The 12,543-nt window shown below is 49.7% G+C and carries 16 protein-coding genes; 12 read left to right on the top strand and 4 right to left on the bottom strand.

The features are described 5' to 3' along the window. Positions 1-82: 82 nt before the first annotated feature. Positions 83-685: a Holliday junction resolvase RecU gene (gene recU, locus ACTTK7_RS05510; RefSeq protein WP_462866472.1), complete on the bottom strand. Its 603-nt coding sequence runs from the start codon at positions 683-685 to the stop codon at positions 83-85. A gap of 146 nt (positions 686-831) precedes the next feature. Here recU and ACTTK7_RS05505 point away from each other — a divergent pair, with 146 nt between their 5' ends. Genes ACTTK7_RS05505 through ACTTK7_RS05495 form a run of 3 tightly spaced genes read left to right on the top strand, consistent with a single transcriptional unit; the run spans position 832 to position 2,370 of the window. Beyond that, a complete protein-coding gene (locus ACTTK7_RS05505) occupies positions 832-1,098 on the top strand; it encodes a DUF370 domain-containing protein (RefSeq protein WP_462866470.1) in 267 nt (88 codons plus the stop codon). A 54-nt stretch (positions 1,099-1,152) separates the two neighbouring features. Next, a complete protein-coding gene (locus ACTTK7_RS05500; RefSeq protein ID WP_462866469.1) occupies positions 1,153-1,512 on the top strand; it encodes a DUF1798 family protein in 360 nt (119 codons plus the stop codon). A 15-nt stretch (positions 1,513-1,527) separates the two neighbouring features. Further along, the gene (locus ACTTK7_RS05495; protein WP_462866467.1) at positions 1,528-2,370 is read left to right on the top strand and encodes a sulfurtransferase; all 843 of its coding nucleotides are present in this window, start codon (positions 1,528-1,530) and stop codon (positions 2,368-2,370) included. Positions 2,371-2,422: 52 nt separating this feature from the next. Here the strand turns inward: ACTTK7_RS05495 and ACTTK7_RS05490 are convergent, their stop codons facing one another. Both ACTTK7_RS05490 and ACTTK7_RS05485 read right to left on the bottom strand, forming a co-directional pair. Continuing rightward, a complete protein-coding gene (locus tag ACTTK7_RS05490) occupies positions 2,423-4,099 on the bottom strand; it encodes an ABC1 kinase family protein (protein WP_462866466.1) in 1,677 nt (558 codons plus the stop codon). A 32-nt stretch (positions 4,100-4,131) separates the two neighbouring features. Further along, on the bottom strand, positions 4,132-4,440 hold the full coding sequence (locus tag ACTTK7_RS05485; RefSeq protein WP_462866464.1) for a phasin family protein: 309 nt from the start codon (positions 4,438-4,440) through the stop codon (positions 4,132-4,134). A gap of 287 nt (positions 4,441-4,727) precedes the next feature. On the opposite strand from ACTTK7_RS05485, the gene ilvA reads away from it, so the two are divergent. The 5 genes from ilvA (at position 4,728) to ACTTK7_RS05460 (ending at position 8,164) form a co-directional block, all read left to right on the top strand. Next, positions 4,728-5,975 carry a threonine ammonia-lyase IlvA gene (gene ilvA, locus ACTTK7_RS05480; protein WP_462866463.1) on the top strand — a complete coding sequence of 416 codons (1,248 nt, stop codon included), beginning with the start codon at positions 4,728-4,730 and terminating at the stop codon, positions 5,973-5,975. A gap of 38 nt (positions 5,976-6,013) precedes the next feature. Next, positions 6,014-6,760, top strand: coding sequence for a DUF3891 family protein (locus ACTTK7_RS05475; protein ID WP_462866461.1), 747 nt, complete (start codon positions 6,014-6,016; stop codon positions 6,758-6,760). A 31-nt stretch (positions 6,761-6,791) separates the two neighbouring features. Beyond that, on the top strand, positions 6,792-7,316 hold the full coding sequence (locus ACTTK7_RS05470) for a type 1 glutamine amidotransferase domain-containing protein (protein WP_462866459.1): 525 nt from the start codon (positions 6,792-6,794) through the stop codon (positions 7,314-7,316). Positions 7,317-7,395: 79 nt separating this feature from the next. Further along, on the top strand, positions 7,396-7,785 hold the full coding sequence (locus tag ACTTK7_RS05465; RefSeq protein WP_462866457.1) for a thioredoxin family protein: 390 nt from the start codon (positions 7,396-7,398) through the stop codon (positions 7,783-7,785). Beyond that, complete coding sequence (locus tag ACTTK7_RS05460; RefSeq protein WP_462866456.1) at positions 7,739-8,164, top strand: TlpA family protein disulfide reductase; 426 nt, start codon at positions 7,739-7,741, stop codon at positions 8,162-8,164. Before ACTTK7_RS05465 ends, ACTTK7_RS05460 begins: the two co-directional genes overlap by 47 nt. 47 nt (positions 8,165-8,211) lie before the next feature. Here ACTTK7_RS05460 and ACTTK7_RS05455 read toward each other — a convergent pair whose 3' ends face one another. Continuing rightward, positions 8,212-8,937: a metallophosphoesterase family protein gene (locus ACTTK7_RS05455; RefSeq protein WP_462866454.1), complete on the bottom strand. Its 726-nt coding sequence runs from the start codon at positions 8,935-8,937 to the stop codon at positions 8,212-8,214. A gap of 166 nt (positions 8,938-9,103) precedes the next feature. Between ACTTK7_RS05455 and ACTTK7_RS05450 the strand changes: the two genes are divergently transcribed. Genes ACTTK7_RS05450 through ACTTK7_RS05435 form a run of 4 tightly spaced genes read left to right on the top strand, consistent with a single transcriptional unit; the run spans position 9,104 to position 12,475 of the window. After that, on the top strand, positions 9,104-10,243 hold the full coding sequence (locus ACTTK7_RS05450; protein WP_462866453.1) for a conserved virulence factor C family protein: 1,140 nt from the start codon (positions 9,104-9,106) through the stop codon (positions 10,241-10,243). 24 nt (positions 10,244-10,267) lie between these two features. Next, positions 10,268-10,477 (top strand): hypothetical protein, encoded by a 210-nt coding sequence (locus ACTTK7_RS05445; protein ID WP_462866452.1) that lies wholly within the window; start codon positions 10,268-10,270, stop codon positions 10,475-10,477. Then, positions 10,474-10,995: a PH domain-containing protein gene (locus ACTTK7_RS05440; RefSeq protein ID WP_462866450.1), complete on the top strand. Its 522-nt coding sequence runs from the start codon at positions 10,474-10,476 to the stop codon at positions 10,993-10,995. Before ACTTK7_RS05445 ends, ACTTK7_RS05440 begins: the two co-directional genes overlap by 4 nt. Next, positions 10,979-12,475, top strand: coding sequence for a PH domain-containing protein (locus ACTTK7_RS05435; protein WP_462866449.1), 1,497 nt, complete (start codon positions 10,979-10,981; stop codon positions 12,473-12,475). Before ACTTK7_RS05440 ends, ACTTK7_RS05435 begins: the two co-directional genes overlap by 17 nt. Positions 12,476-12,543: the final 68 nt, after the last annotated feature.

Below are 12,543 nucleotides of genomic sequence, written 5' to 3'. Positions count from 1 at the left end.
GTTCGTCCTTTCGTTGTACATAGCGTCTAGTTCTGTATACCCAGGCATTAGACGTTCAATTTTTTGTTTTGTTACAGGGTGCTCAAGGAAAATAAACATGCCGTACAACCTTTAAGTAGTCAAGTCTTGGATGAAGTCCGAGCGAAATTGGATGACCGTTTGCCTGGATATCCTGGTAGGGAATAGATTTCCGCTTTGTCTGGCCGTAATACCAGTGAAGAAAATAAGAAGCGTCATATAAATACGTTTCTCCGTGTACGGCAAAACGAAGAAGTACAAATGCGATGCCGTCCTGCTTTTGGACCTTGTGCATATGATCTGCCTGGTGATCATGAAAATTCTGCAGGGGAAAAGCGGTTTTGTTGCGCGTTTCTTTTGCTTCAAAATCAATATAGCGCCCGGCAAATACACCATTGTAGTCTGTGGTGGAGGCCTGCTTAAAGTAGGCTTCGGTGATGCGCGCAGCGCTTCGTTTCGGGTAATGAACATCGACAATCTGGACGGGTGTCGGTTTTTTATGTATGATGCCGATGTCGTGTGCAATGTAGTATTCATTGGACTCATTAATGTCTTCTTCAAGCGTCATGCCGCGGTTGGCAAAACTTTTTTCCGCAGGCGGGCCCTGGCGGGAGGAAGCATTTTTTTTCGGACGGTATACTTTTCCGTTTGGGTAGCGGTAAGCCATGAGAATCTTCCTTTGCTAAAATTTACTGCCTGCTGTTATTTTACCATAATTTCAGCCGGATATTACGTGTGTCGTGCTTAGAATGATAGACAAAGCCTCGGTTATTCGTGTTAGGATAGAAAAGAACGAGAAAGGAAGGGGATAGCATGAGCGATACACCGATTAATATCGGATTTGGCAATATGGTGATGGCAGAACGGGTAATTTCAATTGTGAGCTCTGATTCTGCCCCGACAAAACGTTTGATCCAGGAGGCACGCGAAAGAAAAATGCTCATCGACGTGACGAATGGACGGAAAACCAGAAGCATTATCCTGTCGGACAGCGATCACGTGCTTCTGTCGGCCATTCAGCCGGAAACAGTAGCGCAGCGGGTGAGCAACCAGCAGGATCAGGAAGAAGGCACATCCTAAAATATTCGCTTTCCTGTAAAGGGAAGCGTTCTTTGTATCAAAGGGGGTTTTTCGATGCCCGGGCTTTTCGAAAGCTGTGACCAGATGAAACGGCGCATGGATGAAGCAGAGCAGATTTTTTACGAAGTACAGGAACGGGAGGACCGCCCTGATTTTTATGAGGAGGTAAAACCGTTTGTCGACAAGGTAAAAGGGGAAGCAGAAGTATGGAAAGAGGAAGCTTCTGCCTGGGTGCAGACGACAAGCTACCCGTACCTGCACGAATCCCAGATGGAAGACACATATGATAATATCATGAATGCCTCTCTCCAGGCCTACCAGCGGACAACGAAGGAAAAGCAGTTCAAGGAAACGCTGCAGGCCGTAGAGTTTATTCTAAACAGCATTCAAACACAGTTAACACAGGAATCCTAGAAAGGGGAGAGTATGTTGAGCTTTCTAATTTCTTCTGAATGGCTGGATAATCACCGCCGCGATGAGCATGTCAGGGTGGTGGACTGCCGGTTTGAACTAAAGGATGCAGCAGCGGGGCATGAAGCTTATGTTAAAGATCATATTCCAGGAGCTGTCTTTATCGATGTGGAAAAGCATTTATCCGCCCAGGCAGGGACCCACGGGGGACGTCACCCGCTGCCGGATATGGACTTTTTCGCTCAGGTTCTCTCAGAGCGGGGCATAGACATGCAGACGACCGTTGTAGCTTATGATGATCAGGGAGGTATGGGGGCAGCTAGATTTTGGTGGCTGATGCAGTATGCGGGTCATACGAATACATATGTCCTCGACCGTTCCTATTCCCACTGGGTGGAGGAAGGGTTTCCAATCACAGATGAGATCCCGACACCGCTTATGAAGCAGATGATCATCGACCGCGAGCCGAATCAGCTGGTTCATCTTGAAGAAATAAAGCAGCAGCTGCGCAATGAACATGTAGCGCTGGTGGATGCGAGAAGCTACGAGCGCTACGCCGGGGAAAACGAAGAAGTGGACGCTGTTTCCGGGCACATTCCTGGTGCTTATCATTATTTCTGGAGGGATGTACTTCGCGAAGACGGTACATGGAAGTCGCAGAGTGAGCTGCGTGAGCACTTTCAGGAGCTCGAGGGTTTTGATGAAGTTATTTCTTACTGCGGCTCCGGTATTACGGCCTGCGTCAATGTGCTCGGCATGAGAGAAGCCGGACTCGAGCAGGTGCGTCTTTATAACGGGAGCTGGAGCGACTGGATTTCCTATCCCGACCTTCCGATCGAAAAAGAGCCAAACAGGTTATAAGGGAACACAAAAGCTGCCGGCAGAAGCCGGCAGCTTTGCTTTGCACCGGGGGTCAAAACCGGCCGGAGCGAAAAATGGCATACAGCAGCCAGATGAAAAGAAAGAACGCTACAATAAAGCTGATTTCGATCACAGGGAGCTGGACGAGAATTGAATTATTATCCCCGAATGTGGAGCCGACGATCAGGCCCACCATTACAATGCTGAAGGCGAGAAGTATGACGCTGAAGCTTAGACGATTACCGATACGGTCAAGCTTGTTCATTAAAATATTAATACGGGGCATGCGTATATCGACCCCGAGCTCGTCGTCATTGATTTTTTTTAGTGCGGAACGAATCTCCTTCGGCAGCTCGCGGATATAGCCGAACTGCTCTTTTCCCTCACGGAACACGTCCTCGATCCGGTCCCGCGGGTTCAGGCGTTCTTTAACAAGCATTCTGCCGTACGGCTCGGCAATTTCTACAATGCTTAAGTCCGGGTCGAGCTCGGTGGCGATGGATTCAATGGTAATAATGGCTTTAGCAAGCATCGTAAACTCTTTATGGATGCTGATGCCGTAGCGGTGTGAGGTGGAAAACACGTCATTGATGGCTGCACCGATTTCAATTTCCTTAAATGGCGTTTCGTAATATTTGGATAAAAGGTAGTCCACATCTTCTTCAAAAATTTCTGTCTCCATATCTTCGGGAAAGTCGGCCATTTCATAGATAGCTGCTGCTACGTCTCGGGTGTTGCGTCTTGTCATAGCGATAACATAGTTAACGAACTGCCTGCGCATGCTTTTGCTTAAGCGGCCGACCTGGCCGAAATCAATGTAGGCGACGACGTTTCCTTCTTTAAAAAGCAGGTTCCCCGGATGGGGGTCACTGTGAAAAAACCCGGTGCGGAGCACCTGATGTAAAAAGGAATCGACCAGATGGTGGGCAAGCTTCTTTTTATCAAATTCGACGGTGGAGTAATTAAGCTCGGAAAGCTTATGGCCATCAATATATTCGATGGTCAGCACGCGGCGCGACGACCATGTTTCATACACTTCAGGCACCTGGACAAAATCAAAATGCTGAAGGGTCCGGGCCATTTTTTCCACATTGCGGGCTTCGGTAAAGTAATCAAATTCATCCCGTATTGCAGAGACGTATTCCTCTACAATATCCTGAAGCTGGTAAAACTGAGCCCATTGAAACCGCTGGGTGAGAAGCCGGGCCAGATCCCGCAGAATATCGATGTCCTGTTCGATAATCTCTTTAATGTGCGGGCGGCTGATTTTCACGACAACATCCCGGCCGTCATGAAGGACTGCTTTATGTACCTGGCCGATGGAAGCTGCGGCCATAGGAGTTTCATCAAAATAGGAGTAGATCCTGCCGAGAGGCTCATGAAGATCGTGCTCAATTACCGATTTGGCCGTTTTATACGGAAACGGAGGCACGTGGTCCTGCAGCTTTGCAAGTTCATCAACAATGGACGGGGGAAAGATGTCCCTCCGGGTGCTTACAAGCTGCCCGAGTTTGATGAACGCAGGGCCGAGCTCCTCTACGACAAGCCGAAGACGGACCCCGGTGGACTGCGTGTTCCAGTCGTTAGGATCCGACATAATCCGCTTAGGAAGAGAAAGAATATGAAAAAGTCCCACTTCCTGCAAAATATATCCGAAGCCGTGTTTCGCAAGCGTAGTAGCAATCTTTCGGTATCGATTTGCGTGCCGGATACTTTTTGTTATAGCCATGAAGCGTTCCTTCCTTTAATTAAAATTGGCGGTTATTGGTCGTCTGGTCTGTGCATCGCCTTTTCAATGGCATCGAGCTTCTGTTCGAGACGGGCAATATCACGCTTGGTGGCGATGCCCATGCTTTCCGCCCGGTTTTCAAAGGAGTTTTTCGCCTGGCTGTTCCAGGAATCGCTCTGGGCCGTCCCCCGTTGAATCATTTCCTCTTTCCATTCGTCTGCTTCCCGCGGTGTGATTTTCCCCTTGGTCACCAGATCATCAAGGTATGTTTGTATTTTCTCCCGTCCGTATGAAGCCGCACCGAGCCCGAGAAAAAATCCTTTTTTCAGCATGTCGTTCATGAAAAACCCCCCCTTTATAGTTTGTGAAAAAGTGTTCTGCAGATATTATACCAAAGAATAGGTTGGATAAAGAACTGCCGGGATTATCATTTATGTACCCTTTGCGCAAAGCAGGAAAACGCACGGCTTTTCAGTGTGTATATTCATGTTATAATAGTAAGGGTTTGAACGGGATCAAAAAGCGGCGGAGAATATCTCCGCCGCTTTCGAGCATTTACATTAATCATGTTAACCGGGCATTCACACTTGAAGTGGACGCACGCTAAGTAGAAAGGAACGTTGCTTGTATGGGGAATATACACATTGAAGACATTATCATCGCAAATCAAACGCTCAAAGACGTGGTCACGCATACCCCATTGCAGAAAAACCAGGTGCTTTCTGAACGTTACGGGGCCAATATCTATTTAAAACGGGAGGACCTCCAGGTGGTGCGCTCATTTAAAATCCGCGGAGCGTACTATATGATGAGCAGCATTCCGAAGGATAAGCTTGAAAACGGCGTGGTATGTGCAAGCGCCGGAAATCATGCCCAGGGCGTGGCCTATTCCTGCCAGGCGCTGAAAGTGAAAGGTCATATTTTTATGCCGAACACGACTCCGCGCCAGAAAATTTCGCAGGTGAAGTTATTTGGAAAGGAATACGTGGAAGTAGTACTTACAGGCGACACGTTTGACGATGCCTATTACGAAGCGAACGCTTACGGCGAAGCACACGATATGGAATTTGTGCATCCGTTTAACAACGAAAAAGTGATCGCCGGTCAGGGCACAGTTGGCATGGAAATTATGAACGATATCGAAGAGCCGATCGATTATTTGTTTTCCTGCATCGGTGGAGGCGGACTCGTTTCCGGCGTCGGCACGTATGTGAACTCGATTTCCCCTTTCACAAAGATTATCGGATGCGAGCCGGCCGGAGCTCCAGGTATGAAAGCCTCCATCGAAAATCAAGGTGTCGTCTCTCTCGATTACATTGACAAGTTTGTTGACGGGGCTGCTGTGAAGCGGGTCGGGGAGCTGACATATGACGTTTGTAAGGATCTGCTTGACAGCATCACGCTCGTGCCGGAGGGCAAGATATGCACGACTATCCTGGAGCTGTACAATGAAAATGCCGTTGTAGCTGAACCGGCGGGAGCCTTATCAATTGCGGCTCTTGATTTTCACAAAGAAGAAATTAAAGGAAAAACGGTCGTTTGCATTGTCAGCGGAGGAAACAATGATATCGGCCGCATGGAAGAAATGAGGGAAAAATCATTGATCTATGAAGGACTGCAGCATTACTTCATTGTGAATTTTCCGCAGCGTGCCGGTGCCCTCCGGGAATTCCTGCATGATGTACTCGGACCGGACGATGACATTACCCGCTTTGAATACAACAAGAAAAACAATAAATCCAACGGACCGGCGCTTGTCGGCATTGAAGTAACCTATCCGTCGGACTACGATAAGCTGTTAACGAGAATGAAAGACCGGGGCATCAAATATACAGAAATCAATAAAGAAGAAACGCTGTTTAATTTCCTTATCTAATTAAGACGGTTCATACGGGCAGAAAGGGAGCGGATACAATGATCAGCGAGAATCGGAACGGCTGGGTGGAAGTGATGATGCAGCAGGAGCATGCGGCTCTTTCCGGAGAGTGCATGAAGTATTGGCACCATACGACATTTAAAGAACAGGAATCCTGGTCATCGGCGCTTCAGGCTACGGCCCGCCACGATGATGCCTGGAAAACACTTGATGAAGAGCCGGTACTTGATGAAAACGGATGGCCGGTTTCCTTTGTGCATTATCCGGTCCCGCCGAAGCTCGGCGCCTACCGCAACACCATTAACGCCCTCGAAGAGGAGAACCCGTACCAGGCGTATTTGATCAGCAGCCACTACGGCTCGTTTTTTAAAGAATCCGAGGTGCCGGAGGAAATTGCATTTATGCAGGAGGAAATCGCCCGCCAGCAGCGGCTGATTGTCGGCTACCAGTGGAATTTTCTGATGGCAGCTGAACATTTTCATCTGCTTCAGTTTTTTGACGATCTCTCCCTCTATATATGCATGAATACGCCGGGAGCGTCTAAAGAAGAGGAAGTTCCCTGGTTCCGGGACGGCTTCCGCCAGACGTTCGCCTCGCTTGATCACGAATCGATCCATGCTCATTGGGAAGATGACGAGACGATAGCTCTGCAGCCGTTTCCATTCACGGAATCCTTCACCGTAGAGGTAAAGCGGCGCTGTGTGCAGCAGCCGCTTGAGGCGCCGCAGGAGCTGTGGGACGTGAAGCCGGATAGCCGCCGGGTCACGTTAAAGCCTGCCGAATAACTATCAGAAGCAAGATAAAGGAGGAGTCATAATGACACTGCAGGGAAAAAGAATTATTGCATTTGTCGAAGACGATTTTGAAGATTTGGAGCTGTGGGTGCCGGTCATGCGTCTGCGAGAAGAAGGCGCTGAAGTACTGCTTACCGGTAAAGAAAACGGCACATCGTATACAGGAAAACACGGGGTGCCGGCCGTTTCAGAAGCAGCACTTGCCGATGTGGACCCGGCAGATTATGACGGGGTGCTGGTCCCTGGAGGATGGGCGCCGGATAAACTCCGCCGTTACAGCGAAGTGCTCGCTATCGTCCGGCATATGGACGAGCATAAAAAAATTATCGGTGAAATCTGCCACGCCGGGTGGGTGCTTTCCTCCGCAGGCATTCTGCAGGGCGTTCACGTAACGAGCACTCCCGGTATTAAAGACGATATGACCAACGCCGGGGCCGTATGGTCGGACGAGCCGGTCGTCGTAGACGGCCATATCGTTTCAAGCCAGCGTCCGCCGGATATTCCAGCCTATAATCAGGCGCTTGTCGAAGCTTTTCGTACGCAGTAAAAAGAAGAGACCGAAACAGCCGGCTGTGTCTAAAGGATGCAGCCGTTTGCGGTCCTGATACAAAGCGGGTGAAACAAAATTGGAACGAATAACGAACAACCAGCTTGAACAGATGCTCGAAGCGGGGGAAGGGCGTCAGGTGGTTTTGTTTACTTCGCCGACGTGCGGTACGTGCCAGCTGGCAAAGCGTATGCTTGCCCCAATAGAAAAATTGTATGCCGGCGCTTCTTTTCTGGAAGTGGATATCAATACTGCCCCTGTACAGGCCCGGCAGCTCGAAATTCAGAGTGTCCCGTGTTTAATCGTATTTGACAGCGGGGAGCAAAAAGAGCGGCTGTATAAAATGCAGTCGGGATCGTATTTACTTGAGCAGCTCCACCCGTATTTAAAAAAAGATTTAACAGAAAAAAAGGAGGATTCCTATGCAGGCCCCGCAGTTTCAACTCAAAGAAATGTCGAGTGGCGTTGAATGGTCGCTTGAACAGCTGAAAGGAAAACCGGTGCTGTTGACGTTCTGGGCGTCCTGGTGCCCGGATTCTTCTGCGGACCTCTTGCAGAAGAACCGGTTTTATGAACAAATGAATGAAGACAGTCCACTGCAGTTTGTTACGATTAATGTGACCGGCCGTGAACGGCGGGAAGAGGATCCTAAAACGTACGTGGAAAACAACAATTATCGTTTCCCGGTGCTTCAGGACGAAGGTGTGGATACGTACAGACGCTATAAATGTGAAGGCGTACCGAGTACGTTTATTATTGATGAACAGGGCGAGATTGTGGCGCAATACGGAGATAAAGCATCGTTTATTGATATTATGCAGAGCCTGCAGAAGGTTAACAGCATATAAAAAGGCCCGCCGGGGACGGCGGGTTTTTTGTATATATTGGACAAACGTTATTTTGGCGGGCGGCCAGACGAAATAATGCGTTTTACCTGGTCGCTGTTCGGATAATCGTTAGCGTCAAATTGTGCTAAAACTTCATCCGTATCATAAGGCACCCGGCGGATTTCCGGAATTATTTCCCCGTCTTCGATGGTCAGAAGAACATATGACGGTGTCGGATCCCCGTCGAACGGAAGGCCGATACTTCCCGTATTGATTACCCATTTAGCTCCAATTTTTCGAATAGATGGAGTGTGCACGTGCCCGTACACGTAAATGTCTGCTTCCTGCTTCTGGAAAAACGATTCTTCGAAAACGGAAGCATCGCTATCGACCGGAACCGGGGGAAACAGGCTTCCAGGCACGGCGTGAAAGGCGAACAAACGGAAGCCATCGTATTCATCGAGAAATGATTCCGGAAGCTCTTCTAAGTATTTAACATCATTAGTAGAGAGCCGCTCGAGGGCCCAGTCCCTCTCCTGGTTCATGATCGAGCGTTTGGCCTCGGGAACTTCTCCTTCCCGGACGCCGCGGACAATCCATTCGTCGGCATTTCCCTTTAATACTTTTGCAGGCAGGGACTGGACGGTTTCGATCGAATTTTTTGGCTCTGGGCCGCGAAAAGCAAGGTCCCCGAGCATATACATATGGTCTACCGATAAAGCGTGCAGGTCGTTTAAAACAGCTTTTAATGCACGGGCGTTACCGTGTACGTCTGAAAGAAGTGCGATTTGCAACGTAATAACCTCCTCATGAGCTTTTGAAACAGTGTTTATTACAGTGTATCAGAACAGTGGGTTTGTTTGGAATGTAAATGCACAAGCCGGTTGGCAGGAGAGGCTTCTCCTGTGCTATAATCAGACGTGCAAATTGGGACGTTATTTTAAAGGAGAGAGATTGACCATGCATATTACATCCATTGAGCCAACACCGAGTCCTCATACGATGAAGCTGAATGTTAACGAAACGCTGCCCGCCGGAACGACAGGCAATTATAAACCGGAGAATAAAGAAGAAGCTCCGGCGCCGATCCAGCAGCTGCTGGAGATCGAAGGCATTAAAGGTGTGTATCATGTTGCCGACTTTATGGCCCTCGAGCGCCATCCAAAAGCCGACTGGGAGCAGCTGCTGCCCCAGGTGCGTCAGGCGTTCGGCGAAAAGGTAGAGCAGCCGGAGGAAGAGCCGGAAGAGCCGCAGGAGGCGTTCGGGGAAGTACAGGCGCAGGTTCAGATGTTTAAAAACATTCCGATGCAGATAAAGCTGCTTTCCGGCGACGAGGAAAAACGCCAGGGCCTGCCGGAGCGTTTTCAGACCGCTGCGTTTGAAGCCCAGCTTGAAGACGATAACATTGTGATGCAGCGCAAATGGGAGGATTACGGGGTCCGTTACGGCCAGGATCTCGAACAGATCGGCAGTGAAATGGCCGAAGAAATTGCTGCGGCCTACCCGGAGGAGCGGTTGAAACGGCTGGTACGGATTGCGAATACTCCAGAAGCAGAAAACACGGAGCCAAAGTTTAAAAAAGTAACGATGGATATGATGCAGGAGCCGGACTGGAAACAGCGCTATGCAGCCTTTGACCAGATGGATCCTTCCATGGAAGACCTCCCGGTTATACAAAAGGGACTTGCAGATGAAAAGCCGGCCATCCGCCGGCTGGCGGTCGTGTATTTAGGGATGCTTGAAGATCCCCAGGTGCTGCCGGATCTGCAGAAGGCGATGCAGGATCCGTCTGTCACCGTGCGAAGAACAGCAGCAGATACGTATTCCGATCTGGGGGATCCTGCGGGCATCCCGGACATGATTGAAGCGCTGAAGGACAAAAACAAGCTGGTGCGCTGGCGTGCGGCAATGTTTTTATATGAAGTCGGTGACACCTCGGCCGTCGAGGCGTTAAAGGAAGCCAACGGGGACCCGGAATTTGAAGTGGATCTGCAGATTAAGCTCGCGCTGAAACGAATTGAAGGCGGGAAAGAAGCAAAAGGCTCCATCTGGAAGCAGATGAGTGAGAAAATGGAGCAGGAGCGAAAGCCCAGGCCGTAAATGAAAAGGAAGGGAGCCTGAACGATGACGAAAGCAGAAGTACGACAGCAGCTTGAAGAACGAAACATGGAGGAAGTGCTCGAGCTGATTGAAGACGCAGAAAATGGTGATTTGAAAGAGCTTGAGCTTGCCGCTTCTCTCGGCCTTCTTCGCGATGAAAAACTGAACGATGCAGTGCTGAAAGTGCTGCAGGATGAAGGAGTTAAGATTATTTACGTGGAGGATGAGGAATGAATGAAGGCATGCATGAGGAGGAAAACGTAACAAGACCGGCGCCGTCGCAGCGCATATCTGAAGATGCGCTGACGGTCTGGCGCTTCAAGGGGATGATTGAAATGGCCGTTGTTTCTTTCATCCCTTTTGCTTTACTTGTGCTTGCCTTCTGGTTCGGGTGGCCCGAATGGGTACGGTGGGCCCTTGGCGCGATTCTGGGCTTTTTAGTTTTTTTTTCTGCCTGGTACGCATGGGTGCTGCCGAAATGGCAATGGCAGCGCTGGCGCTACGAAGTGTATGAAACAGAGGTGGAGCTTCAGTACGGTGTGATTATCTCTAAACACGTATTGATCCCAATGGTGCGCATTCAGCACGTGGATACAGCGCAGGGGCCGATATACAAGCGTTACGCGCTTTCCACCGTGACTATTTCCACCGCAGCCGGCATGCATGAGATTCCAGCGCTTAAAGAAGAGACGGCGCCGGAGCTGCGCAACCGGATCGCCTTTTTGGCGGGAACGGATGATGACGATGAATGAATGGAGACGGATGCACCCGGCGGCCATTGTCACCGTCTTTTTTCGGCAGCTGAAGGATTTTCTTTTTCCGCTTATTATTACGTTTTTTGCTGGAGGCACAGCTTCCGGGCCGCTTCCAGTCAACTGGATCTTTTTGCTTTTAGTGCTGTTCATCGTCATCAGCAGCATCATGAAATGGGTCTTTTTTCGTTACCGTTTGATTGAGCGGGAGCTTCAGATCCATTACGGTATTTTTGTCAAAAAAGAACGATTCATCCGCAGCCAGCGTGTTCAATCGGTAGATATCACTGCTGGTATCATTCAGAGGATGTTCGGCCTTGTCCGTCTTAATATTGAAACAGCAGGCGGAGGCGCAGAGGCGGAAGCTTCGATTCAGGCGATCCGCCGGGGAGAGGCAGATACTATTCAGACGGCTCTGATTCAAAAATCCTCTCATACAGCTGAGGAAGAATCGGAAGATTTTTCGGGGGACGGCGTATCCGCGGAGCCGGCAGAACCTTCGTTTTCCTGGAAGGTGCCGATGCGTACCATTTTCATGGCTGGGCTCACCTCCGGCCGGGCGGGTATTATTTTTGCGGCTCTTGCCGGTCTGTATTCCCAGGTGGGGAATTTTCTTCCTGATGCGTGGGTCGAGCAGTCGATTGGCGTGTTGATCGAGCTCAGCTACTGGTTTATTATCGGAGGCCTGTTAGTGACAGCACTCCTCAGCTGGCTCGTTTCGTCGGCATGGACGCTTGTGCAGCATGGAAATTTCGAAGTGAACCGCACCGGAAATGATCTTGAGATCACGTGGGGGCTTCTCGAACGAAAGCAGATTACGCTTCAAATGCACCGGATAACGTGTATTCGTTTCATCAGTAACCCGGTCAGGCAGGCGCTCGGCATGTGGGCGGTTTATATAGACAGTGCCGGCGGAAGCACCGAACGGGGACAGAATTCGATCATGCTGCTGCCGCTGATTCACCAGAAGCAGCTACATACCTTTATGGAGCAGATTGATGATACGGCTTTGATTCCGGAAAAGGTAAACAAACTGCCAAAACGGGCGGCAAGAAGATATATGTTCCGGGCGTCGGTATTTTGGTGGCTGGTATTTATTCCGACGGCCATCTGGGTGCCGTATGGCTGGGCAGCCGCAGCAGTGCCGCTGTTTTTCACCTGGTGGGGCTGGATATGCTATAAAGGCTCCGGCATGAAGGTGGAAGATAAGCAGCTGATTGTCCGGGAAAGAGCATGGAGTGCCATTTATAATTTTGTACCTAAACGACGGATTCAATATTTGGAAAACACGCAGTCCTTTTTCCAGCGGAGACGGAGGCTGTATACGATCTCGGCTTCGGTTATCAGCAGCGTCACCGGACGGACCGTTTATTTAAGGGACGTGGATGAAAAGGACGAAGCTGCTTATTTTTCCTGGTATCAGAAAACATGGGATCATGACTCCAAAACACAAAAAAAGGCTTTTGAACCGATGAACTGATCCCCGTCAAGTAGACAATGAAAATAAGTAAAACTCTTAAGCGGCTTGATTCCGGTATTCTATCGGGG

The sequence above is a fragment of the Marinococcus tarijensis genome (assembly GCF_054971385.1).
The sequence above is the reverse complement of the archived record's forward strand: the minus strand, read 5'-3'. Positions and strand labels throughout refer to the sequence as shown.